We start from the raw sequence: 23,712 nt of genomic DNA on the forward strand, positions 1-23,712 counted from the left end.
CGTGTTCCACGACACTGCTATGCCCGCTGACCACGGCGGCGGCCGGATCGAATCCGGCCTAGGCTGCTGTGCGTGGCGAAGGTCAACGTGGAAATCGCAGGGGTTGCCGAGGTACCGAGCGCGGCGAGCATCGAGCGCGCCCTGAGCCGGGCCGCCGCCGGCGAGACGATCGGCGGGGACGAGGCGATCGCGCTTCTCGCGGCCACCGGCGAGAATTTCGACGAGCTGCTGGCGATCGCCGGCGACCTGCGGGACGCGGGCCTCCGGGAAGCCGGTCGGCCGGGCGTCGTCACGTACTCGAGGAAGGTTTTCATCCCCCTCACCCGACTCTGCCAGGACCGCTGCCACTACTGCACGTTCGCCACCGTGCCGCATCGGCTGCCGTCGGCCTACCTGGAACTCGACGAGGTCCTGGAGATCGCCCGGCAGGGCGCGGCGCAGGGCTGTAAGGAAGCGCTCTTCACTCTCGGTGACCGTCCCGAGGCGCGCTGGCCGGCCGCCCGGCAGTGGCTGGACGAGCGCGGTTACGCCTCGACGCTGGACTACGTGCGCGCCTGTGCCGTGGCGGTCCTCGAGCAGACCGGTCTGCTGCCGCACCTCAACCCCGGTGTGATGAGCGAGGCCGAGCTGCGGTGGCTCAAGCCGGTCGCGCCGAGCATGGGAATGATGCTGGAGACCACCGCGACCCGGCTCTGGTCGGAGAAGGGCGGACCGCACTACGGCTCGCCGGACAAGGAGCCGGCGGTCCGGCTGCGGGTGCTCGACGATGCGGGCCGGGCCGGTGTCCCGTTCACCACCGGCATCCTGATCGGCATCGGGGAGAACGTCGCCGAGCGGGTCGACTCGCTGCTCGCGATCCGGCGGACAGCCCGTGAGCACGGGCAGATCCAAGAGGTCATCATCCAGAACTTCCGCGCCAAGCCGGACACGGCGATGCGCGGCATGCCCGACGCCGAGCTGCGCGAGCTGGCGGCCATGGTGGCGGTGGCCCGGATCCTGATGGGGCCGCGCGCCCGGATCCAGGCGCCGCCGAACCTGATCGACGACGAGTTCTCGCTGCTGCTGCGGGCCGGGATCGACGACTGGGGCGGGGTGTCGCCGGTGACGCCGGACCACGTGAACCCCGAGCGCCCCTGGCCCCAGATCGACATTTTGCGTGAAAAATCTGAGAAATCGGGTTTTGAGCTGCGGGAGCGGCTCACGATCTATCCCGAGTACGTCCACCGTGCCGCCGACGGCTGGCTCGACCCGGGCCTGGCCGCGCACGTGGCCGCTCTGTCCGGACCGGACGGCCTGGCGGCACCGGTGCATCCCCGTGGAGGCATCGATCTACCTGCTGATTCATCCGGTGTGGAAAGGTCCTCTGTCCACGCGCGCCGGTGACCGCGTGATCCATTCGGCGGACCCGCTCGGGGGACCCCCTGCCCCTTAGTTACAAAACGGGTTAAATTGGACGTGCATGCCCGGGCCCGCGTTACCTTCCGGTGGCTACGGGAGATAGGGCTGGAACGGGACCACGAAAGGTCCTTGACGCTTGTAGGAAACGGGCCCATTTAGCAGGTTCGGCTTGACGACGCACGTCTTACACGCGTGTAATTTTGGTGGGGTTGTGGGGACGATGTGTCGCTTTTCGCGTCGAACCCACAGAAACACGCCGCGTGCGTGGGGGGTCAGCGTCGGCTTCGCAGCCGGCGCGGAAAATGGAGGCACGCCGATGGAAGCGCAGGTTGAAGGGTTCGACCTGCTCGGGGACGCCCCCGAGTGGCAGGAGCGGGCACTGTGTTCGCAGACCGACCCGGAAGCCTTCTTTCCGGAGAAGGGCGGCTCGACGCGCGAGGCCAAGCGCATCTGTGGCCGCTGTGACGTGAAGGCCGACTGTCTGGAGTACGCACTCGGCCACGACGAACGCTTCGGGATCTGGGGTGGACTGTCCGAACGTGAACGTCGCAAGTTGAAACGGCGGGTGGCCTAGGCCAACTCGTCGGGATCCACCCCGAGCAGGTTGGCAACCTGCTCGATGATCACATCGTGGACGAGGTCGGCGAGGTCCTCCCGATCCATCGCCCGGAACTCCAGCGGGCGGCGGTAGAGCACGATCCGCGGCGGCAACTCGTGTCGTCCCGGTCGGCCGGGCAGCAGCCGGGCCAGAGGCACCTCGCCGTCCTCGAGCACGTCCGAGTCGTAGACGTTGAGCTCCGGCGGCACGTCCTCCACGGCGAACTCGACGCCGGCCAGCTCCTTCGCGTAACGCCGCTCCAGGCTCTCGACCGTGTCCAGCACCAGGTCGTCGAAAATCTCCGCCTTGGTACGGGCCAGCGGCACGGTCGCCGGCACCAGACGGCCGCGCAGGCCGCGTCCGTGCCGATCGCGCCGGGTGGGATGCCCCGGGCCGGTGCCGCGCGTCGCCTTCGGCTCCGTCCGGCGGCGTTCAGGGCTGGTGGTCACGCGGCCAGCGTATCCCCACCGGGGCCGCATACGTGGTCAGGCCGTTCGCATCGTGTGTCTCACCCGGTAATTCGCCCCAACGGGGCGGCGTGTCGGGCAGCCATGGCCGAATCGTGATGCATCACGGGTCGGCGTGTCGCGAGGCAACGCTCCCCAGATCGGCCGGTGGAGAGATAACGTGCCGCCGTGAGGTCACCACGGCGCTGCTCCCGGAACGGCTGTCCCCGACAGGCGGTCGCCACCCTGACCTACGTCTACAACGATTCGACGGCCGTGGTCGGGCCGCTGGCGGCGTTCGCCGAGCCGCACACCTACGACCTGTGCGAGCCGCACGCCCGCAGCCTCACCGCCCCGCGAGGCTGGGAGCTGGTTCGCCACGACGGCGACTTCGCGCCTCCGCCCCCCACCACCGACGACCTGGTGGCGCTCGCCGACGCCGTCCGCGAAGCCGCTCGTCCGGCCCCTGCGCGCCCGGACGAGGCCGACCACACCCCCGGGCACCAGACGGGCCGCCGCGGCCACCTGAGGGTCATCCCGCCCTCGCACTGACCGGAACTCCACACGCAGCCCGGTGCAAGCCCGAGCGTGTTGAGTTGGGGCGCGCTCCGACCCGAAATCCACACGTAGTCCCGCCCGAGCGGGAGCGTGTGGATTTCAGGCGCGGTCCGCACCCGAAATCCACACGCGGGGCCGGCCGGGTGTTACAGGGCGATCAGCTTGAAGCGCTGGCGCAGCCACGGGAGCAGCGTGCGGTAGGCCGCGATGGTGTCCGGCTGCGCGTAGTCGTGCGACAGGATCACCGAGTCCTTCCGGGTGTGCTTCTGCACGATCCGGATGACCTTCTTGCGGTGAGCGGCGTGCGACTCGCCCTTCGGGTGCTCCCAGTCGCGCGGGTCGACATGCCAGTAGAGCGACTCCATGCCGAGCTTGCGGGACGCCTTGACCAGGTTCGGCGTGAAGTTGCCGCCCGGCGCCCGCATGTACCGGATCTCCGCGCCCGGCACCGCGGCACGGATCGCGTTGTTCGTCCGCTCCAGGTCCGCCTTGATCTTCGCGGGCGGCTTCTTGCCGAGCTTGAGATCGTGGTTCCAGGAGTGGTTGCAGAGCGAGTGGCCGGCCTTCGCGATCGCCCTGACCAGCTCGGGATGCCGCTTCACCTGCGTGCCGACCACACAGAACGTGGCCTTGACGTTCGCCTTCGCCAGCATGTCGAGCAGCTGCGGCGTGTACGTCGGGTCGGGCCCGTCGTCGAACGTCAGCGCCACCCCGTCCCGGCCGGTCGTGGTGATGCTGCGGGCCGGGCCGTTGGTGCGCGGCTTGCCGTGCCGCTTGTCGGTGGTGGCGCTCTCGGTCCGGTCGCTGTTCTTCGCCGGGGTCGACTGCGACGCGGATACGGGCGGCGCGGCGGGCGGCGTGGTGGCCGCGCCGGCCGGCGAGCCCGCCGAGGACGAAGAAGCCGAGGACGGGGCGGCCGGGGTCGGCGAGGCCGGGGCGGCCGCTGACGCCGCGCCGGACGTGGCGGGCGCGGCCGCCGGCACCGACGTGGACGTGGACGTGGTCTGGGCCGCGGCGGCCTGGCCGAGAAGGGCCGTCATGATCAGCAACACGCTGATCGTGAATGCCTTTCTGGTATGCGACAGCCGCATGAAGCTTCCTCCCAGGTTTTGTCGGCGACTGACGACGATGCCTCGTTAAAAGGGCGGCCGCCAGTCGGGAGGCGTGTCAATCGTTCGAAAACGGGAACACGCTCGGGTTTGCTGGCGTATCATTGCGCACCCGCGCAAGCGGCACGCCAAAGGGCCGAGCCACCCGGAGGCGGCCCGGCCCTGCTGAGAGCTGCTCAAGCGGCGAGTTCGGCCAATTCCGCCTCGGTGAGCAGGCGCGACCGGATCAGGAAGCGGACGCCCTCCGGCGCCTCCAGCGAGAAACCCGCGCCCCGCCCGGGGACCACGTCCACGGTCAGATGGGTGTGCTTCCAGAGTTCGAACTGACTGGCCGACATCCAGAACGTGATGGGCTCCGGAACCCCCTCGATCACCAGAGACTGCAGCAGGACGTCGGAGCCACCGGTTCGGAACTCACCCTCCAGGTAGCACATCGGCGAGCTGCCGTCGCAGCAGCCGCCGGACTGGTGGAACATCAGCGGACCGTGCTGCTCCCGCAGCTGCCGCATGAGCGCGGCAGCCGCGGGAGTCACGTCAACCCGGGAGGCCATCTCTAGAAGAACCCGAGCGCCTTGGGCGAGTAGCTGACCAGCAGGTTCTTCGTCTGCTGGTAGTGGTCGAGCATCATCCGGTGATTCTCCCGGCCGATGCCGGACTGCTTGTAGCCACCGAACGCGGCGTGCGCCGGGTACAGGTGGTAGCAGTTCGTCCACACCCGTCCGGCCTTGATCGCTCGTCCGGCCCGGTACGCCTGGTTCCCGTCCCGCGACCAGACGCCGGCACCGAGGCCGTACAGGGTGTCGTTGGCGATTTTGATGGCGTCGTCGAAGTCGCCGAACGGCGTGACCGAGACCACCGGCCCGAAGATCTCCTCCTGGAAGATCCGCATCCCGTTGCGGCCCTCGAAGATCGTCGGCTGGACGTAGTAACCGCCGGCGAGGTCGCCGGGCATCTCGGCGCGAGCGCCGCCGACCAGCGCGCGGGCGCCCTCCTGACGGCCGATGTCCAGGTAGGACAGGATCTTCTCCAGCTGGTCGTTGGAGGCCTGCGCGCCGACCTGGGTGTCGGTGTCCAGCGGGTTGCCCTGCTTGAGGTTCTCCACCCGCTTCACGCCGGCTGCGAGGAAGTCGGAGTAGTGGCTCTGCTGGATCAGCGCCCGGGACGGGCAGGTGCAGACCTCGCCCTGGTTGAGCGCGAACATCGCGAAGCCCTCGAGCGCCTTGTCGTAGAACTCGTCGTCGGCGCGGCTGACGTCGTCGAAGAAGATGTTCGGGCTCTTGCCGCCGAGTTCCAGCGTGACCGGGATCAAGTTCTCCGAGGCGTACTGCATGATCAGGCGGCCGGTCGTGGTCTCGCCGGTGAAGGCCACCTTGGCGACCCGGTTCGAGGACGCGAGCGGCTTCCCGGCCTCGACGCCGAACCCGTTGACGATGTTCACCACACCGGCCGGGATCAGGTCGCCGATCAGCGAGAACAGGTAGTGGATCGAGGCCGGCGTCTGCTCGGCCGGCTTGATCACCACGGCGTTGCCGGCGGCCAGCGCCGGCGCGAGCTTCCAGACCGCCATCAGGATCGGGAAGTTCCACGGGATGATCTGGGCGACCACGCCGAGCGGCTCGTGGAAGTGGTACGCCACGGTGTCCTCGTCGAGCTCGCCGGCGGTGCCCTCCTGCGCCCGGATCACGCCCGCGAAGTAGCGGAAGTGGTCGACGGCGAGCGGCAGGTCGGCGGCGAGCGTCTCGCGGACCGGCTTGCCGTTCTCCCAGGCCTCGGCGACGGCGAGCTTCTCGAGGTTCTGCTCCATCCGGTCGGCGATCTTGTTGAGGATGTTCGCGCGCTCGGCGGGGGAGGTGCGGCCCCAGGCGGGAGCGGCGGCGTGCGCGGCGTCCAGCGCCCGTTCCACGTCGTCGGCGGTGCCCCGGGCCACCTCGCAGAAGACCTGGCCGGTGACCGGCGAGGAATTCTCGAAGTACTGGCCCTTGGCCGGCGGGACGTACTCACCGCCGATGTAGTGGTCGTAGCGGGACTGGTAACTGACGATCGATCCGTCGGAACCGGGCGGGGTATAGATGGTCATGGTCACGCCTCCTCTTCGAGGCGGACGTTAGTTGCCGTCAGGTTGCAACAACGTTGCAGAGCGCGAACTCCCGGGACAGCTCGGCGACGCGGCGGGCGGCCACCGGGTCCGTCGGCGTGAGAGCGGCGTAGGCCTGCCACATCTCCAGGTCGTCGGTGCCGAGCGGCCCGTTCAGCCAGGTCTGCAGCAGGCGGCGGTCACCGGTGGCGAGCACGGCGGCGCGCAGCCGGTCGTCCAGGCGCCGGCGCAGCCGGACCACACCCGGCGCGTCCGAGCCGGGCAACAACATTCCGGGGTACGCGGTGAGCGCCTCCGCCACTCGTCCGCCGTCCAGCAGGCGCCCGACCGTGCCGAAGTCCACGTCCATCGCGGCGCGCAGCCGGTAGGGCCGGGAGTCGAGCAGCTCCGGGCCGAGGATCCGGCGCAGCCGGGACAACTCGGCGCGGACCGTCACCGGGTTCACGTCGTCGCCGTACAGATCGACGCCGAGCTGGTCGCCGGTGCGGCCCTCCGGGTGCACGGTGAGCAGGACCAGCAGCTCGGAGTGCCGGCGGCCCAGCCGCAGCCGCTTGCCACCCACCGCGAGCAGCGCCTCGTCCCGGCCGAGTGCGGCGACCGCCGGGCGGTCACCGAGCGGCTTCGCCGCGCCCAGGTACGCCTCGGCGGCCAGTGCCGTCGCCCGGACCAGGGCCAGGCTGTGCGGGTTCGCCAGATGGTCCCCGCCGGTGACGTCGATGGCGCCCAGCAGCCGTCCGGTGCCGGGATCGTGGATCGGGGCCGCCGCGCACGTCCAGCTCTGCGCTGTGCGGCTGAAGTGCTCGGTCGCGAAGATCTGGATCGCGTGGTCGACGGCGAGCGCGGTCCCCGGGGCGTTGGTGCCGGCGTTCGCCTCGTCCCACCGGGCGCCGGGCACGAAGTTCATCGAGGCCGCGCCGCGCAGCGTGGCCGGGCGGCCCTCCACCCAGAGCAGGCGGCCGTGCGCGTCGCAGACCGCGAGGATGTGGTCGCCGTCGTCGGCCAGGCCGCCCAGCAGGTCCCGGAAGATCGGCATGACCCGGGCGAGCGGATGGGCCGACCGGTACGCCTCAAGGTCGTCGTCGGCCAGATCGATGGGGGCGGTGCTGTCGGCGCCGATGGACGCGGCCGACCGGGCCCACGAGTCGGCCACCACGCTGCGCATCCGAGCCGGCCGGGCGTTGCCGGTCAGGAACTGCTCATGGGCGCGGCCTACCTGCCGGATCCGCTCGGCCGGGTCGTCTCCCGGGGTCAGGGCAAGCCACGGATTCACCAGAGGTACCTCCAGACCCACCCATCGTGACGCCCGTCACGCCCGGAGACAACAGTGCTTCCTATGCTTCGGCGGTGCGAACCTGGCCCCGTACCCCCGAGGAAGCCCTTGCGACGCAGGAGGTCTTGCGCTCCCGCCTGATCTCCGCCCCCGGACCGGCGGAAATCGATACGGTGGCGGGACTGGACGTGGCCTATGACGGCGACCGCCTCGGCGCGGCCGTCGTGGTGCTCGACTACGCGGATCTCTCGGTGCGCGACACCGCCGTGGTCCTCGGCCGGCCCGCGTTCCCCTATGTGCCGGGCCTGTTCGCGTTCCGCGAGGTGCCGGCCCTGCTGGAGGCGCTGGAGAAGCTGACCGTGCGGCCGGACGTGCTGATCTGCGACGGACACGGCGTGGCCCACCCACGCCGGTTCGGGCTGGCCGCGCATCTCGGCGTGCTCACCGATCTGCCGGCGTTCGGGGTGGGCAAGACGCGGCTGGTCGGCGAGTTCGCGCCGGTCGGCGAGGAACGGGGTGACCGGTCGCCGCTGATCGACGCGGGGGAGACCGTGGGCGCGGTGCTGCGGACCCGCGCCCGGGTGAAGCCGGTCTTCGTCTCGGCGGGGCATCGGATGGACCTCGACAGCGCGTGCCGGATGACGCTGCGGCTCACCCCGGAGTACCGCCTGCCGGAAACCACCCGGGCGGCGGACCGGGCCTGCCGGGATCTCCTGCTGAGGCCTTCCGGCGCAGGTCGCCCCGGTACCCTCAGCCCAAAGGGGACTCATTGAGGAGCGAGCGGTGACGGATCTGTCGCAGATCATCAAGGCGTACGACGTCCGAGGCGTCGTCCCGGATCAGCTCAACGAGCCGGTGGCCCGGGCGCTGGGCACGGCGTTCGTCGAGATGCTGCGGGAGTCGGGCGACGAGCCGGACCAGATCGTGATCGGTCACGACATGCGCGACTCGGGTCCCGGGCTGGCCGCCGCGTTCGCCCGCGGAGTCAACGCGGCCGGCGCCGCCGTGATCAACATCGGGCTCGCCTCCACCGACCAGCTCTACTACGCCTCCGGCTCGCTGAACCTGCCCGGCGCCATGTTCACCGCCAGCCACAACCCGGCGCAGTACAACGGGATCAAGCTGTGCCGCTCCGGCGCCCGGCCGGTCGGCCAGGACAGTGGTCTCGTGGTGGTCCGGCAGCGCGCCCAGGAGCTGCTCGGTGACCTGAACGCGGAGGCCGACGGCCCCACGCGGGTCGAGCAGCGGGATTCGCTCAAGGACTACGCGGCGCACCTGCGCTCGCTCGTCGACCTCGCCGGCATCCGGCCGCTCAAGGTGATCGTGGACGCCGGCAACGGCATGGGTGGCTACACGGTTCCGGCGGTGCTCGGCGACCAGGTGCTGCCGGCGCTGCCGCTGGAGATCGTCCCGCTCTACTTCGAGCTGGACGGCTCGTTCCCCAACCACGAGGCCAACCCGCTGGACCCGGCGAACCTGGTCGACCTGCAGAAGGCGGTCCGCGAGCAGGGCGCGGACATCGGCCTGGCGTTCGACGGCGACGCGGACCGCTGCTTCGTGGTGGACGAGAAGGGTGACCCGGTCTCCCCGTCGGCGATCACCGCGCTGGTCGCCGCCCGCGAGCTCGCCAAGTTCCCGGGCAGCACGGTCATCCACAACCTGATCACCTCGGCCGCGGTCCCGGAGATCATCACGGAGCGCGGCGGCAAGCCGGTGCGCAGCCGGGTCGGGCACTCGTTCATCAAGGCCGAGATGGCGGCGAGCAACGCGGTCTTCGGCGGCGAGCACTCGGCGCACTACTACTTCCGCGACTTCTGGTTCGCCGACACCGGCATGCTCGCCGCGATGCACGTGCTGGCCGCGTTCGGCGGGCAGGACCTGCCGCTGAGCGAGTTCGCCGCGGAGTACGAGCGGTACGTCGCCTCAGGTGAGATCAATTCCACGGTCGCGGACGCCGCTGCCAAGATCGAAGAGGTGCGCGCCGCGTTCCCGGACGCCCGGGTGGACGACCTCGACGGTCTGACCTTCGAGGTCGGCGGGGGTGCCTGGTTCAACCTGCGCGCCTCGAACACCGAGCCGCTGCTGCGTCTCAACGTCGAGGCGCCCGACGCGCGGCGGATGGCGGAGCTGCGTGACGAGGTCCTCGCGATCGTTCGTGGATAGGATCGCCTCGACCAACTCACGTCGGTGCGATAAGGAGTCAACCGGTGGCGCTCGATCAGCAGTTGCTGGACATTCTGGCGTGCCCGGACACGCATCACGCCCCGCTCGACTACGACGCCGACGCGCAGACGCTGACGTGCACCGAGTGCGGTCTGATCTTCGAGGTGCGGGACGACATCCCGATCCTCCTGCTCGACGAGGCTCGCAAGCCGGGGACCGCGACGGAGGCGTCCTGATGGTGAACCCGATGGACGGCACCGCCGGGGTCAACGGACACCGGATCGCCGACGAGGCGCTGCTCGACGACGAGAAATCGATGCTCGGCAACGACCCGGGCGGCATGCTCCGGGCCACCGCGTCGGCAGGCGCCCAGGTCCGTGAGTCGGCGGCGCTCGCCGCCGAGGTGGACCTGAGCATGCTCGCCGACGAGGGCCGCCCGCGGGCCGTCGTGGTCGCCGGCATCGGCACCGCCGGCCTCACCGGCAACATCCTGGCCACCGTCGCCGGGCCGCGCTGCCCGGTGCCGATCATCGGGCACCGCAGCGCCGGCGTGCCCGGCTGGGTCGGCGCGGCCGACGTGGTGATCGCGGTCTCCGCGTCCGGCCGCAGCCCGGAGGCGCTCGCCGCCGCCGAGGCCGCCGCCCGTCGCGGCGCCCGGCTGGTCGCGATCGGCAACCCCGGCTCCGAGCTGGAGGCGATGGCCGAGCGGGCCCGCGCGCCGTTCATCGGTGTGCCGCGTCGCGCGCCGGCCCGGGCCACGATCTGGGGCCTGACCATTCCGGTGCTCTTCGCCGGCCGGGCCCTGGGCCTGGTCAAGGTCACCGAGGCGGACATCGCCGAGACCGCGACCCGGCTGGACGCGGACGCCGAGCGCTGCCGTCCCGCCGCTGACTCGTTCGTCAACCCGGCCAAGGCGCTCGCGCTCGGCCTGGCCGGCTCGGTCCCGATCGTCTGGGGCTCGTCGCCGCTGGCCACGGTCGCGGCGCGGCGCTTCGGCGACACCCTGGCCGCCAACGCGAGGTACCCGGTGATGGCCGGCGCGCTCGGCGAGGCCGGCCGGGGCCGGGTGGGCCTGCTCGACGGCGTCTTCGGCGGCCTCGCCGAGACGAACCGGGACATCTTCGCCGACCCGGACGAGACCGACGAGAGCGTCACCCGGCTGCGCCTGGTGGTCCTGCGCGACGGCGGTCTGAACCCGGAGGACGACGCCGACGAGCCGGTCGCCGTCGAGGAGCGCCGCGCCGACGCCATCCAGACCCTGGCCGAGCGGCGCGGTGTGCGCTGCGACGTGCTCACCGCCGAGGGTGGCTCGGCGCTGGAGCGGCTCGCCTCGCTGGTCGCCGTCCCCGACTTCGCGTCGCTCTACCTGGCGCTGGCGCACGGGCTCGACCCGATGGCCGTGCCCGCGATCAGCGAGATGAAAGAGCTGGCCAACCCCATCGTGGATGGGATCGCGTGAGCGCTGAGGGCGGCACCAAGGCGATCATCGCGGCGCTCAGCGCGAACCTCGGGATCGCGGTCACCAAGTTCGGGGCGTACCTTCTGACCGGCTCGTCGTCGATGCTCGCCGAGTCGATCCACTCGGTGGCCGACTCGGGCAACCAGCTGCTGCTCCTGGTCGGCGGCAAGAAGGCGAAACGGCAGGCAACCCCGGAACACCCCTTCGGGTACGGGCGGGAGCGTTACATCTATGCGTTCATCGTCTCGATCGTGCTGTTCACGGTGGGTGGGCTGTTCGCGCTCTACGAGGCGTACCACAAGTGGCAGCACCCGGAGGGCATCGAGTCCTGGCAGTGGGTGCCGGTCGCGGTGCTGGTGGTCGCGATCGGCCTGGAGAGCTACTCGTTCTACACCGCTGTCACCGAGTCGAACCGCACGCGAGGCGGGACGTCCTGGGTGAACTACGTGCGCCGGGCCAAGGCGCCGGAACTGCCCGTGGTGCTGCTGGAGGACAGCGGCGCCCTGGTCGGCCTGGTGTTCGCGCTGTTCGGCGTGGGGATGACCCTGATCACCGGGAACGGGCGCTGGGACGCGGCCGGCACCGCGGCGATCGGCCTGCTGCTGGTGGCGATCGCCGCGATCCTGGCGATCGAGACGAAAAGCCTGCTGCTCGGCGAGGGCGCGAACCCGGAGGCGGTCCGGAAGATCGAGCAGGCGGTGCTCGCCGGTGGCGGCATCGAGCGGATCATCCACATGAAGACGCTGCACCTCGGCCCGGAGGAACTGCTGGTCGCCGTGAAGATCGCGGTGCCGCCGACGGAGAGCGCCGAAGAGGTGGCCAAGCACATCGACGAGACCGAGGTCCGGATCCGGGAAGCGGTCCCGATCGCCCGGGTGATCTACATCGAGCCGGACATCTACCGGGCTTCGGCAGCATCCTCCGCAGCCGCCGGATAGCTGCTACTTTGCCGGGTATGACCGTGTACCCGCTTCACGGAGCGATCCGGGCCTACGCCTGGGGCTCCCGGACCGCCATCGCCGAGCTGCAGGGCCGCCCCGCCCCCGACGGGCCCGAGGCGGAACTGTGGCTCGGCGCGCACCCGGGCGACCCGGCCACGGTGTCCGGGCCGGACGGGCCGGTCGCACTCAACAAACTCATCGCCGACGACCCCGGCGCTCAGCTCGGCGCCGCGGTCGTGGAGCGGTTCGGGGAGCGTCTGCCGTACCTGATGAAGGTCCTCGCCGCGGGCGCGCCGCTCTCCCTGCAGGCGCACCCGGACGCCGCCTACGCCAAGGCCGCCTACGCCCGGCAGGAGCTCGACCCGGGCGCGCCGAAGAACTACACCGACGCACACCACAAGCCGGAGATGCTCGTCGCGCTCACCCCGTTCGAGGCGCTCTGCGGATTCCGGGCGCCGGAGATCTCCGCCGAGGTGCTCGGCGAACTCAAGCTGCCGCAGCTCGACCCGATCGTCGCCACCCTGCGCAACGGCGACCTCGCCGACGCGGTCCAGCTGCTGCTCACCTGGCCGGAAGCCGACCGCGACGACCTGATCAAGCAGGTCGCGGCGGCCGCACGCCAGATCCCCGACGACCACCCGCACACCCCGTCGTACGTGCTCGCCGTCGACCTGGCCGGCTACTACCCGGGCGACCCCGGCGTGCTCGTCGCGCTGCTGCTCAACCTGGTCTGGCTGCAGCCCGGCCAGGCGATCTGGATGCCGGCCGGCAACCTGCACGCGTACCTCGGCGGCCTCGGCGTCGAACTGATGGCGGCCAGCGACAACGTGCTGCGCGGCGGCCTCACCCCGAAACGGGTCGACGTCGACGAGCTGCTGCGGGTGCTGCGCTTCGACGTCCTGGAGGACCCACTGCTGCACCCCACCGAGATGGCGCCGGGCGTGACGTCGTGGAAAGTCCCGGTGCCGGACTTCGAGCTGTACCGGGTCACGCTGAGCGAGGACCGGGCGCCGGTGAAACTGCCCGGAAAGGGGCCGCGGGTGATCCTCGGGGCGTCCGGTGACGTGCACGTGGGCGAGGAGCACGGGGTGCCGGTGGAAGTGCGTCCCGGCGGGGCTGCCTACGCGCCGGCCAGTGCGGGGCCGCTGACCGCGGCCGGCATCGGCGTGGTCTTCGTCGCGGCGGTGCCCGCCTGAGTTCGGGCGTTGAGCTGGTGGGCATGTTCGGCCGCGCTCGTTGCGCGTGATCAAAAGCGGCCAGGCTGACACTGTGAACCGGCTGGTCCGGCTGGTCCGGCCGGCCCGGCCGGCCCGGCCGGTCCGGCTGGCCCTCAGCGCTGCCCGACCACACTGCTGACAGCACTGTTAACCAGCTCGTCTTGGCGGGCTGGCTAACAGTGCTGTCCCGTGCCCGCTTTGTCCGCACTGAGCGGCAGCCGGCGCCGGCGTTTCCAAGATCTGCAAAGCCGGGCCTTGGAACCTGCGTCGGCTACGGCTCGGGGTCGTGGGCCGTAGCTGGGGCAGGTTATTCGCCTTGGGAGCCTGCGTGGGCTACGGCTCGGGCTGGTCGGCCGTAGTTCAGGCAGGTTATTCGGCGCGGGGGCCTGCGTGGGCTACGGCTGCGGCGTCGAGGGCTTGCGTGGGCTACGGCTGCGACGTTGGGGCTTGCGTGGGCTACGGCTACGGCTACGGCCGCGGCGTCGGGGCCTGTGTGGGCTGCGGCTGCGGCGTCGGAGGGCTGCGTGGGGTGCGGGCGGGTGGGAGTGCGGGGGTTTGGTCCGAAATTTGCTGGAATAACTTGACATGGTGGTTGCGGAGTGTGAATCTAGAAGCACGCAGCGTCATTGGTGATCGGGGGGTCCCACGGACGCGCGCGGTACCAAACCGGGGGGATGAACGGGGCGGCGGGCTTAGGCCTGTCGCCCCGTTCGCTATGTCCGGAGCCAGGTTGCGGTGTGTCTGTTCCGGTCACGCGCCGGCGGCGCGGCAGCCAGGATGAGTTGGCAAGGGGCTCGCGGCCGGGTGTCACGGGAGTTGTGGCTGCGTCTGGTGACCGCTGGCCCCGTACCCGATGGAAGGGGTCTTCGTGGGTGATTTCAAGGTCGCGGACCTGTCGCTCGCCGCGTTCGGGCGTAAGGAGATCGAGCTGGCGGAGCACGAGATGCCGGGGCTGATGGCGCTGCGTGCGGAGTACGGGCCGAGCCAGCCGCTGCGGGGTGCGCGGATCACCGGCTCGCTGCACATGACGATCCAGACCGCTGTGCTGATCGAGACGCTCACCGCGCTCGGGGCGCAGGTGCGCTGGGCGTCGTGCAACATCTTCTCGACGCAGGACCACGCGGCCGCGGCGATCGTGGTGGGCAGGGACGGGACGGCGGAGGATCCGAAGGGCGTTCCGGTGTACGCCTGGAAGGGCGAGACGCTCGAGGAGTACTGGTGGTGCACGGAGCAGGTGCTGCTCTGGCCGGACGGCGAGGCGCCCAACATGATCCTCGATGACGGCGGGGACGCGACGCTGCTGGTGCACAAGGGTGCCGAGTTCGAGAAGGCCGGTGTGGTGCCGCCGGCCGAGAGCGCGTCCTCGGAGGAGTACGCGGTGATCCTCGGCCTGCTCGCCCGGAGCCTCAAGGAGGACGGCCGGCGCTGGACCCGGGTGGCCGCCGGCATCAAGGGTGTCACCGAGGAGACCACCACCGGCGTGCACCGGCTCTACGAGATGCAGCAGCAGGGAACCCTGCTCTTCCCGGCGATCAATGTGAACGACTCGGTGACGAAATCGAAGTTCGACAACAAGTACGGCTGTCGCCACTCCCTGATCGACGGGATCAACCGGGCCACCGACGTACTGATCGGCGGCAAGGTGGCGGTCGTGTTCGGGTACGGCGACGTGGGCAAGGGATGTGCCGAGTCGCTACGCGGGCAGGGCGCGCGGGTGATCGTCACCGAGGTGGACCCGATCTGCGCGCTGCAGGCCGCGATGGACGGGTATCAGGTCGCGACGATCGATGAAGTCGTGAAGTACGCGGACATCTTCGTCACCGCGACCGGGTGCTTCGACGTGATCACCCACGAGCACATGGCCCGGATGAAACACCAGGCCATCGTCGGGAACATCGGTCACTTCGACAACGAGATCGACATGGCCGGGCTGGCCGCGCGGAAGGACGTCCGGAGGGTCACCATCAAGCCGCAGGTCGACGAGTGGCAGTTCGACGACGGACACTCGATCATCGTGCTCTCCGAGGGGCGGCTGCTGAACCTCGGCAACGCCACCGGGCACCCGTCGTTCGTGATGAGCAACAGCTTCTCGAACCAGACGATCGCTCAGATCGAGCTCTTCACGAAGACCGAGGAGTACCCCGTCGGGGTGTATGTGCTGCCGAAGAAACTGGACGAGAAAGTGGCCCGGCTGCATCTCGACGCGCTCGGCGTGAAGCTCACCGAGCTGACCAAGCAGCAGGCCGCGTATCTCGGAATCGCGGTCGAGGGACCCTACAAGCCGGACCATTACCGCTACTAGACCGGCGTCAAGACATGCCGGAGCCCCCGCTCGCCCGCCGAACGGGGGCTCTTGTCTCCCCGGGGTTTGCCGCCCTCGGGGGCCGGCTCTCTCCCATCATTACGTCACGCTGGTCATCGGCGCTGCAAGTGCAATGTGTCAGTGCAACTTGCAACGGCGCGTCGATACGCCGATATGGTGGCTCCGTGGCGAGGCCGACATCGACTGCACGCCGTGAGCTCGGGGGAGAACTGCGCCGGCTCCGCGGTGAGCGCCGTGCTGTCGACGTGGCGACCGCGCTCGGGTGGTCGGAGTCGAAACTGAGCCGGATCGAGACCGCGCACACCGGCATCAGCGAGGCCGACCTGGACCGGTTGCTCACCCTCTACGGCGTCGCGGTCGAGGACCGCAGCCGGCTGCGCGACCTGGCCCGGCGGGGAAGGGCGCGCGCGTGGTGGACGCCGTACCGGTCGTCCGTGCCGGATCCGTACGACGAGTACCTCGCTCTCGAGGGCGAAGCGGTGCGGATCTCCGAGTGGGAGGCCCAGGTGGTGCCGGGCCTGCTGCAGACCCATGAGTACGCGCGAGCCGTGATCGAGACCGGCGCGGACATCGACGATACCGACACCATCTCGCGCCGCCTGGCGCTGCGGATGCGCCGGCAGGACGTGCTGACCCGGGACCCGCCCCCCAATCTGCGCCTGGTCATCGACGAGGGTGTCCTGCTGCGCGAGGTGGGCGGCCGGGACGTGCAGCACCGGCAGCTGAGCCGGCTCTACGAGGCGAGCACCCGCCCCGGCGTCGAGCTGCAGATCCTCCCGTTCCAGGCCGGCGCGCACGCGGGTCTCATCGAGTCGTTCCTGGTCATGGAGTTCGCACCGGGCACGCGTAACCCGGTGGTGCACATCGAGGGGCTGACCGGCGGCCTCTTCCGGGTGAAGCCGGAGGAGATCGACGTTTACGGCGACGCGTTCGATGACCTGCAGGAACGCGCATTGTCGCTAGAAGAGAGCCGAACGGCCATCGCTGAGACGAGGGATCGGCTCGCTCGTTGAGTGCTCCGGGTGAGGTCCAATGGGAAAGCATTCCATGGAAGGAGATGATCATGCAGAACGCCACGCTTACCTGGCGTAAGAGCAGCCGCAGTGGCGCTGCTGGGCATTGCGTCGAGGTCGCCGAGGTTCCGGCCGCGGTGCTGGTTCGTGACTCGAAGGACGTCACGGGCCCGGTACTGACCTTCGGCGCGGGTGACTGGACCGGCTTCATCGCCGGTGTCCGCGCCGGAGAGTTCGACCGGCCAGGCGCCTGATCTCAGGTCGTGCGCCACGGGCGGTCCCGCCGCGGGACCGCCCGTTTTCATGTCCGCCAGCACGTCCGCCGGTACGCTTCCCGGACAAGATCGACCCCCAGGTAGCGCGGAGACCGGGCGGACAGTGCAATATTGGACCGCATGAGAGCCCGGGTACTGGTCGTCGACGACGACCCCGCGTTGGCCGAGATGCTCGGCATCGTCCTGCGCAGCGAAGGTTTCCTCCCCTCCTTCGTCGCGGACGGTGAACGTGCCCTGGCCGCCTTCCGGGAGAACCGTCCCGACATCGTTCTGCTGGACCTGATGCTTCCCGGCATGAGCGGCATCGACGTGGCTCGCGCCATCCGAGCCGAGTCGGGCATCCCGATCGTCATGCTCACGGCCAAGAGCGACACCGTGGACGTGGTGCTGGGCCTGGAGTCCGGGGCCGACGACTACGTGGTCAAGCCGTTCAAGCCCAAGGAGCTGGTGGCCCGGATGCGGGCCCGGCTGCGCCGGGGCGAGGACGCCGCGCCGGAGATGCTCACCATCGGACCGCCCGGCAACCAGATCACCATCGACGTCCCGGCGCACACCGTGTCCCGCGACGGCGAGGAGGTCAAGCTGACCCCGCTGGAGTTCGATCTGCTCGTCGCGCTGGCCCGCAAGCCGCGTCAGGTCTTCACCCGCGAGGTGCTGCTCGAGCAGGTCTGGGGTTACCGGCACGCGGCCGACACCCGACTGGTGAATGTGCACGTCCAGAGGCTCCGGGCGAAGATAGAGCCCGACCCTGAGCGGCCCGAGATCATCCTCACGGTGCGTGGAGTCGGCTACAAGGCCGGCACGGGCTAAGCCGAACGAGCGGTTACTCTTTGCCGCGAGATGCGTGCTCCGTCGTGGCTTCCGATGCCTGTGCGCCGTGCCCTGCGAGTGGTGCGGCGCTACTGGCGCATGGTCGCCCGGCGCGGCCGGCAGTACACGGCGCCGGCCCGGCGGGCCTGGCGCCGCTCGCTGCAGTTGCGGGTGGTCACCCTCACCCTGATCGGTTCCAGCCTGCTGGTCAGCACGTTCGGCTGGTTCATCGCGGCGCAGAGCGCCAACATCCTGCTCAACCGCACCCAGGACGAGATCTCCTCGTCGATGAGCGGCAAGGTGGCGTACGCGTACAGCCAGCTCACCCTGCACCCGCAGGCGCGTGACCCGGAGCTGCCGAACACCATCAACGACACGGTGAACGACCTCGTCGACGGCGATCAGACGGAGAACGGCGGCTCGATCATCTCGATTCGCGCCGAGCACTACCAGGATCTGCCGGCCGTCACGCTGCCGCCCGTGGACACCCGCGACCTGATCACGCCGGACATGATCCGGACGGTCGCCGAGCAGGGCCAGGTCGCGCAGCAGATCCGGACCGCGGAGGTCGGCGGCGCCACCACGAAATACCTGGTCTACGGCTCACCGGTGCCGACCAAGTTCGGTCACCTGGAGCTCTACTACATGGTGCCGCTCACCACCGAGGACCGCGCCGCCAACCAGATCCGGACCACCGTGCTGATCACCGGGATCGCCCTGGTCATCCTGCTCGGCGTGGTGGCCGCCCTGGTCACCCGCATGGTGGTGACCCCGGTCCGGGTGGCCGCGCGGACCGCGCAGCGGCTCTCCGCGGGCCTGCTCGACCAGCGGATGAAAGTCGACGGCGAGGACGACCTCGCCCTGCTCGCGGCGGCGTTCAACCAGATGGCGGCGAACCTGCAGCGCCAGATCGTCCGGCTCGAGGAGATGTCCCGCCTGCAGCGCCGGTTCACCTCGGACGTCTCTCACGAACTTCGGACACCCCTCACCACCGTACGGATGGCGGCGGACCTGATCTTCTCGGAGCGGGAGGATTTCGATCCCGCGGTGGCCCGCAGCGCCGAGCTGCTGCAGGCCGAGCTGGACAGGTTCGAGGGGCTGCTCACGGACCTGCTGGAGATCAGCCGGTTCGACGCCGGCTTCGCCGCGCTGGACGCCGAGCACACCGACCTGGTCCCGATCGTGGAGCGGGTCGCCGAGCGACTCTCCGGTCTGGCCGAGCGCGCCGGCGTCGACGTGGAGCTGCGCCTGCCGGACACCCCGGTGATCGCCGAGGTGGACCCGCGCCGGGTCGAGCGGGTGCTGCGCAACCTGGTCGGCAACGCGATCGAGCACGCCGAGGCGAAACCGGTCGTGGTGACGCTCTCCACCGACGAGGCGGCGGTCGCGGTCACCGTCCGCGACTACGGGATCGGTCTGAAACCGGGTGAGGAACGCCTGGTCTTCAACCGGTTCTGGCGCGCCGACCCGTCCCGGGCCCGGCAGACCGGCGGCACCGGTCTGGGCCTGTCCATCAGCGTCGAGGACGCCCGCCTGCACGGCGGCTGGCTGGAGGCGTGGGGCGCGCCGGGCGAGGGCTCGCAGTTCCGCCTCACGCTGCCGGTCCGTGCCGGTGACCGGCTGGTCGCGGCGCCACTCCCGCTCATTCCCCGGGACCGCCCTGCGGAGGTCACAGGCTGATGCGTCGCACCCACCGTCACGTGCAGGCCCTGCCCGCCGTCGTCGCGCTCACCGCGCTGACGTTCGCCGGCTGCGGCATCCCGGACGACACCGGGGTCACCGCGGTCGGCCCCGGCCCGTCCACCGGCATCAGCTCCGGCAGCGAGAACACGTCGGCGCAGGAGACCCGGACCTCGACCAGCGACCGGACCGAGTTCGTCACCAACTACCTGGCCGCGGCGGCCGGTGACTACGACGGCGCGACCGAGCGGGTGCGGGAGTTCATGTCTCCGCCGGTGGCCGAGAAATTCAAGCCGGTGGCGATTCCGCGGGTGATCCGGCTGATCGGCACGCCGCTCGTGTCGCAGGGGCGCTCCACCGTCCAGATCACGTACGAGCTGATCGGCACGCTCGGCAAGAACGGCTTGCTGGAGCCGCCGAAAGAGCCGGTGCGCGGGAAATACGAGATCACCCTCGGCACCGCCGAGGACGGCATCTCGCTCTACGTCCTGGACGCGCCTCCGGTGCTGCTGATCAGCGACACCGCGCTCGCCAGCCGGTACACGCGGCGGACCATCTACTTCTGGAACACCGAGCACACCGGCCTGGTCCCGGACGTCCGTTATTTGCTGCACGACGTCCCGATCGAGCAGGTGCCGACGACCCTGCTCGGCTGGCTCATCGAGGGCCCCGCGCCGTGGCTGCGCAGCGTCGTCGAGGTGCTCCCGGAGGGCACCGCTCTCCAGGGCAAGATCCCGGCGATCGCCGACCAGACGCTCACCATCACCCTGAGCGCGCAGGCCGTGCCGACCGAGGGCGCGACCGAGGCGCTGGATCGGCTGCGCCGGCAGCTGCAGTGGTCGTTGCGCCCGCTGCCGTGGGAGAACCTGGCCCTGAAGATCGGTCATCAGGAGACGAAGAACTACTACGCCACCGACTTCCTGACCAGCAACGCCGCGTCCCGGCTCGAGCAGTTCCCGGAGCGGTTCGCCGTCTACGGCGGGAAGATCGTCCGGCTTTCGGAGTCGCGGAAGGCGGTCGCGGCGATCCCGGCCATCCCGCCGCAGGCGAACAAGGACGTCCGGACCGCGGCGCTGAGCACGTCGGCGACGCACACCTACGCCGCCCTGGTGACCGGTTCCGGCGGTGGTGAGGCGCTGCGCGTCGGGTCCACGCTGACCAGCGGCGGGCCGGACGCGGCGCTGCACGCGGTGAGTGGCCTGCCGGGCGGCCTGGGATACCCGGTCTGGGCGCTGACCGCCGACGGCGACCCGGAGTCCTCGCTCGGCCTGATCATCGCGGGCGGCGGGCTCTACAGCTTCCGGGCCGAGGGCGGCGCCGCGCGACAGGTGCAGGTCTCCGGCGTGACCGGCAAGATCAGCGCGATCACGGTGGCGCCGGACGGGCATCGGGCGGCGATCGTCGCGGGCGGGCGGCTCTACCGCGCCGTCCTGACGGTCAGCGGCGACGGGGTGTCGCTCAGCGAGCCGGAGCTGCTCCGGCCGCCGCTGGACACGGTCACCGCCGCCGACTTCAGCGGCGAGGGCTGGCTGACCGTGGCGGGCGTCCGCGCCGGCCGGGTCGCGGTCCTGGACGTGACGATCGACGGCGCGTTGCAGGACCCGCGACTGCCGGACCTGGGGGACGACACGGTGACCTACGTGACGGCGTACCCGGAGAACCCGGTCAACCAGAGCAGCAACGAGCTGGGCAACGCCGACTTCGTGTCGTTCACGACCGCGGACGCGGCCTGGGACGTGCTCTCCGGCCCGGTCCAGATCGTCGCGAGCAGCCTGGCCGAGCCGCCCAGCAACCGGTCTGCCAACACCGTTCCGACGGCGCCGTTCTTCCTGAACTGATGGTCGCCGCGCTCCTCGGCGAGCTGGCCGACCTGGTGCTGCCGGGGGCGTGCGCCGGGTGCGGTGCGGAACAGGTCCGGCTGACCTACGGGACCTGCGCGGTCTGCGTGGCCGAGCTGGAGGGGCTGCGGCCGCATCCGGCGACGCCGACACCGCCGCCCGCCGGATTCCCGGACTGTGTCACGGTCGGGCCCTACGCCGGGGCGCTGCGGGGCACTCTCCTGGCGTACAAGGAAAAGGGCCGGCACCGGCTCGCCCGGCCGCTCGGAACGCTCCTGGCCGGCGCGGTGGCGGCGCTCGCGCCGCGCGGCCGGCCGGTGGTGCTGATCCCGGTGCCCTCCACGGCCGCGGCGCGCCGCGAGCGGTACGGCGACCACATGGCCCGGATGACCAGGCACGCGATGCGGCGGCTGCGCGCGGCCGGCTGGGACGCGACGACGATCCAGCCGCTGCGGGCACTGCCCCGTCCTGACTCCACGTCACTGGATGCTGCCGCACGGCATGCGGCAGCTGTCAATTCCCTGCGAATCAATCCTCGAATCGGCGTTCTGCAACGCGGCGGCCGGATCGGAGGCACCCTGGTTGTGACGGACGACATCGTCACCACCGGTGCCACTCTGGCCGCGGTGGTTCGCCGTCTTGAGGAGGCGGGCATGCAGGTCACGGGTGCTGCGGTGCTGGCAGCGACGCAACTGCGGAAAACTACTCCCGGTATTTGACTCCCATGCCGTCCCGGGCTGCCGATAGAGGCGAATGTCAGCCATCGGTTATCCCAAACGAGTGGTGACGGCGAGGCAGAGGCAGGTTAGCGTCTAGGTGACGAGGGGTGAATCAGCAAAGTTCACCCACCACCGGAGCGCTGATCGGGTCCCGTCCCCGCACCGGAAAGGAGTCGTCTCACCCACGTCGGCCGCGTCGGTGGTAGTCAACGCGGCGTCTTCTCTGAGCACCACGCGCCGCGTCAGGCGCCCGCAAGCACAACGTTGGGGGAGGTCACGAGTGGACATTGTCGTCAAGGGCCGCAACGTAGAGGTTCCCGATCACTATCGAGAGCATGTCGCCGAGAAGCTGAGCAAGGTCGAGCGTTACGACCCGAAGCTGATGAGAGTGGACGTGGAGCTTTTCCACGAGCGCAATCCGCGACAGTCCGACACCTGCCAGCGGGTGGAGATCACCGTCATGACGAGAGGCCCGGTCGTTCGCGCCGAGGCCCAGGCACAAGACTTCTACGCAGCCCTGGACTGCGCCATCAACAAGCTCGACGGCCGGCTGCGGCGTTCCGCCGACCGGCGCCGGGTGCACCGCGGCCGACATGCGCCGGTGTCCGTCGCCGCAGCGACCGCCAACCTCCCCACCGATGTGAGCCCGGGCCGGACCGCCACCCTGGTCGCCGAGCCCGCCCTCGACACCGAGCTGGCCGAGCACGGCGCGGACCAGCCGTGGCGCATCGTCCGGGAGAAGGAGCACTCGGCCGAGCCGATGACCGTTGACGACGCGCTGTTCCAGATGGAGCTCGTCGGCCACGACTTCTACCTGTTCCAGGACAAGGAGAGCGGCCGGCCCAGCGTCGTCTATCGCCGTCGCGGCTACGACTACGGGATCCTCAGCCTGGGCGCGTGACTAATCTCCGCTGGAGGCCTGTGCGAGCAGGTCTCCAGCGAGAAGGACGTACTGGATGTCGTCGATCCGGGTGCCGTCCGGGCCGGGCAGCCGGGAGCTGAGGTACGCCTCGCGCCGGAAACCGGCCCTCTCCAGGACCCGCTGCGAGCCGACGTTGTCCGGCGCGGTGCCGGCGATCAGCCGCACGATGTCCGTCTCGGCGAACGCCCAGAGGGCGACGAGCTGAGCGGCGCGGGTGGTGAAACCCCTCCCTCGGTACGGGGGGAGAAGGCTGTACCCGATCATCGCCTGATTGGTCGGCGGCTCCTGGTAGTAGACCGCGATCTCGCCGGCCGGAGCCCCTGTCGCGCTGTCCAGGATCACCAGGTCGGCGCGGGTGCCGGCCAGCCACTGCGCCTCCGAGCGGGAACACCGCCGCCGTACCTCCTCGGGTGTCGGCGGAATCGGTGGCACGCTCGTGTTCACCACCTCCGGCAGGGTGTGCAGCTCGGTGTAGAAAGCGACGTCCTGTTCCCCGAGCGGGCGCAGCGTCACCACGCCGTCGGTGAGCTCGCCGCCGGGGATGTCGGGCAGCAGGCGCGGCGCCGGCTCGGTCGGGTCGCCGGCCAGCCGGGACCAGACCTGGAGTTCCCTCCCCGGCAGGCGGCGGGCACCCTCCCGGGTGAAACCGGCCGCCATCGCGATGCGCTGGGCCGCCGGGTCCTCCCAGGCGATGAGGAGTTCCAGTCGTCCGGGTTCGCTCGCGAGCAGCCTCGTCAGCTCGGCCCGGTCCTCCGGGCGGTCGCCGCGCAGCAGCAGACTGATGTCCTGATCCACTCCGCCATCCTCGCCCGAGACGCGCCCGAGACGCCAAACCGGTGTGAAATGACGCTGTCAGCGAACTTAGTGACACCTTTCGC

At 70.4% G+C, this 23,712-nt stretch carries 22 protein-coding genes and 1 pseudogene; 17 read left to right on the forward strand and 6 right to left on the reverse strand.

What is annotated here, in order from left to right; translation table 11 throughout:
- Nucleotides 1-93 precede the first annotated feature (93 nt).
- Nucleotides 94-1,306: pseudogene (cofG, locus tag AMIS_RS04295) on the forward strand (7,8-didemethyl-8-hydroxy-5-deazariboflavin synthase CofG); the annotation flags it as partial.
- 408 nt (nucleotides 1,307-1,714) lie between these two features.
- Complete coding sequence (locus tag AMIS_RS04300) at nucleotides 1,715-1,972, forward strand: WhiB family transcriptional regulator (protein ID WP_014440974.1); 258 nt, start codon at nucleotides 1,715-1,717, stop codon at nucleotides 1,970-1,972.
- Here AMIS_RS04300 and AMIS_RS04305 read toward each other — a convergent pair.
- Nucleotides 1,969-2,445, reverse strand: a complete 477-nt coding sequence (locus AMIS_RS04305) for a metallopeptidase family protein (RefSeq protein WP_051041831.1) — start codon at nucleotides 2,443-2,445, stop codon at nucleotides 1,969-1,971. The genes AMIS_RS04300 and AMIS_RS04305 overlap by 4 nt on opposite strands.
- Nucleotides 2,446-2,631: 186 nt before the next feature.
- On the opposite strand from AMIS_RS04305, the gene AMIS_RS04310 reads away from it, so the two are divergent.
- Nucleotides 2,632-2,994, forward strand: coding sequence for a DUF3499 domain-containing protein (locus AMIS_RS04310; protein WP_014440976.1), 363 nt, complete (start codon nucleotides 2,632-2,634; stop codon nucleotides 2,992-2,994).
- A gap of 152 nt (nucleotides 2,995-3,146) precedes the next feature.
- Here AMIS_RS04310 and AMIS_RS04315 read toward each other — a convergent pair whose 3' ends face one another.
- The 4 genes from AMIS_RS04315 to AMIS_RS04330 all read right to left on the reverse strand — a co-directional run bounded on the left by AMIS_RS04315 (nucleotide 3,147) and on the right by AMIS_RS04330 (nucleotide 7,477).
- Nucleotides 3,147-4,091 carry a polysaccharide deacetylase family protein gene (locus tag AMIS_RS04315; RefSeq protein ID WP_014440977.1) on the reverse strand — a complete coding sequence of 315 codons (945 nt, stop codon included), beginning with the start codon at nucleotides 4,089-4,091 and terminating at the stop codon, nucleotides 3,147-3,149.
- A gap of 194 nt (nucleotides 4,092-4,285) precedes the next feature.
- The gene (locus tag AMIS_RS04320) at nucleotides 4,286-4,660 is read right to left on the reverse strand and encodes a DUF779 domain-containing protein (protein ID WP_014440978.1); all 375 of its coding nucleotides are present in this window, start codon (nucleotides 4,658-4,660) and stop codon (nucleotides 4,286-4,288) included.
- A gap of 2 nt (nucleotides 4,661-4,662) precedes the next feature.
- Nucleotides 4,663-6,186 (reverse strand): acetaldehyde dehydrogenase ExaC, encoded by a 1,524-nt coding sequence (gene exaC / locus AMIS_RS04325; RefSeq protein WP_014440979.1) that lies wholly within the window; start codon nucleotides 6,184-6,186, stop codon nucleotides 4,663-4,665.
- A 37-nt stretch (nucleotides 6,187-6,223) separates the two neighbouring features.
- On the reverse strand, nucleotides 6,224-7,477 hold the full coding sequence (locus tag AMIS_RS04330; protein WP_041830496.1) for a GAF domain-containing protein: 1,254 nt from the start codon (nucleotides 7,475-7,477) through the stop codon (nucleotides 6,224-6,226).
- 71 nt (nucleotides 7,478-7,548) lie between these two features.
- On the opposite strand from AMIS_RS04330, the gene nfi reads away from it, so the two are divergent.
- The 14 genes from nfi to hpf all read left to right on the forward strand — a co-directional run bounded on the left by nfi (nucleotide 7,549) and on the right by hpf (nucleotide 22,813).
- On the forward strand, nucleotides 7,549-8,247 hold the full coding sequence (gene nfi, locus AMIS_RS04335) for a deoxyribonuclease V (RefSeq protein WP_014440981.1): 699 nt from the start codon (nucleotides 7,549-7,551) through the stop codon (nucleotides 8,245-8,247).
- A 10-nt stretch (nucleotides 8,248-8,257) separates the two neighbouring features.
- Complete coding sequence (locus AMIS_RS04340) at nucleotides 8,258-9,637, forward strand: phosphomannomutase/phosphoglucomutase (RefSeq protein WP_014440982.1); 1,380 nt, start codon at nucleotides 8,258-8,260, stop codon at nucleotides 9,635-9,637.
- A 44-nt stretch (nucleotides 9,638-9,681) separates the two neighbouring features.
- On the forward strand, nucleotides 9,682-9,873 hold the full coding sequence (locus tag AMIS_RS04345) for a Trm112 family protein (protein ID WP_014440983.1): 192 nt from the start codon (nucleotides 9,682-9,684) through the stop codon (nucleotides 9,871-9,873).
- Nucleotides 9,874-9,884: 11 nt separating this feature from the next.
- Complete coding sequence (locus AMIS_RS04350) at nucleotides 9,885-11,096, forward strand: SIS domain-containing protein (protein ID WP_041830497.1); 1,212 nt, start codon at nucleotides 9,885-9,887, stop codon at nucleotides 11,094-11,096.
- The gene (locus tag AMIS_RS04355) at nucleotides 11,093-12,034 is read left to right on the forward strand and encodes a cation diffusion facilitator family transporter (RefSeq protein WP_014440985.1); all 942 of its coding nucleotides are present in this window, start codon (nucleotides 11,093-11,095) and stop codon (nucleotides 12,032-12,034) included. Before AMIS_RS04350 ends, AMIS_RS04355 begins: the two co-directional genes overlap by 4 nt.
- 17 nt (nucleotides 12,035-12,051) lie before the next feature.
- Entirely contained in the window at nucleotides 12,052-13,233 is a 1,182-nt protein-coding gene (gene manA, locus AMIS_RS04360; protein ID WP_014440986.1) for a mannose-6-phosphate isomerase, class I, read from the forward strand.
- A gap of 874 nt (nucleotides 13,234-14,107) precedes the next feature.
- On the forward strand, nucleotides 14,108-15,556 hold the full coding sequence (gene ahcY, locus AMIS_RS04365) for an adenosylhomocysteinase (RefSeq protein ID WP_014440987.1): 1,449 nt from the start codon (nucleotides 14,108-14,110) through the stop codon (nucleotides 15,554-15,556).
- Nucleotides 15,557-15,741: 185 nt separating this feature from the next.
- Nucleotides 15,742-16,590, forward strand: a complete 849-nt coding sequence (locus AMIS_RS04370; protein WP_014440988.1) for a helix-turn-helix domain-containing protein — start codon at nucleotides 15,742-15,744, stop codon at nucleotides 16,588-16,590.
- Nucleotides 16,591-16,640: 50 nt separating this feature from the next.
- Nucleotides 16,641-16,844 (forward strand): DUF397 domain-containing protein, encoded by a 204-nt coding sequence (locus AMIS_RS04375; RefSeq protein WP_041830498.1) that lies wholly within the window; start codon nucleotides 16,641-16,643, stop codon nucleotides 16,842-16,844.
- A 141-nt stretch (nucleotides 16,845-16,985) separates the two neighbouring features.
- Complete coding sequence (gene mtrA, locus AMIS_RS04380) at nucleotides 16,986-17,675, forward strand: MtrAB system response regulator MtrA (RefSeq protein WP_014688036.1); 690 nt, start codon at nucleotides 16,986-16,988, stop codon at nucleotides 17,673-17,675.
- 54 nt (nucleotides 17,676-17,729) lie between these two features.
- Nucleotides 17,730-19,355: an MtrAB system histidine kinase MtrB gene (gene mtrB / locus AMIS_RS04385; protein ID WP_041830499.1), complete on the forward strand. Its 1,626-nt coding sequence runs from the start codon at nucleotides 17,730-17,732 to the stop codon at nucleotides 19,353-19,355.
- Entirely contained in the window at nucleotides 19,355-21,193 is a 1,839-nt protein-coding gene (locus tag AMIS_RS04390; protein WP_014440992.1) for an LpqB family beta-propeller domain-containing protein, read from the forward strand. Before mtrB ends, AMIS_RS04390 begins: the two co-directional genes overlap by 1 nt.
- On the forward strand, nucleotides 21,193-21,912 hold the full coding sequence (locus tag AMIS_RS04395) for a ComF family protein (RefSeq protein ID WP_014440993.1): 720 nt from the start codon (nucleotides 21,193-21,195) through the stop codon (nucleotides 21,910-21,912). The genes AMIS_RS04390 and AMIS_RS04395 overlap by 1 nt, the downstream gene beginning before the upstream one ends.
- A gap of 280 nt (nucleotides 21,913-22,192) precedes the next feature.
- A complete protein-coding gene (gene hpf / locus AMIS_RS04400) occupies nucleotides 22,193-22,813 on the forward strand; it encodes a ribosome hibernation-promoting factor, HPF/YfiA family (protein WP_014440994.1) in 621 nt (206 codons plus the stop codon).
- Here the strand turns inward: hpf and AMIS_RS04405 are convergent, their stop codons facing one another.
- Nucleotides 22,814-23,629 carry a GNAT family N-acetyltransferase gene (locus tag AMIS_RS04405; protein ID WP_014440995.1) on the reverse strand — a complete coding sequence of 272 codons (816 nt, stop codon included), beginning with the start codon at nucleotides 23,627-23,629 and terminating at the stop codon, nucleotides 22,814-22,816.
- Nucleotides 23,630-23,712: the final 83 nt, after the last annotated feature.

Origin of the sequence: Actinoplanes missouriensis 431 (genome assembly GCF_000284295.1) — a bacterium.
Taxonomy (GTDB): Bacteria; Actinomycetota; Actinomycetes; order Mycobacteriales; family Micromonosporaceae; genus Actinoplanes; species Actinoplanes missouriensis.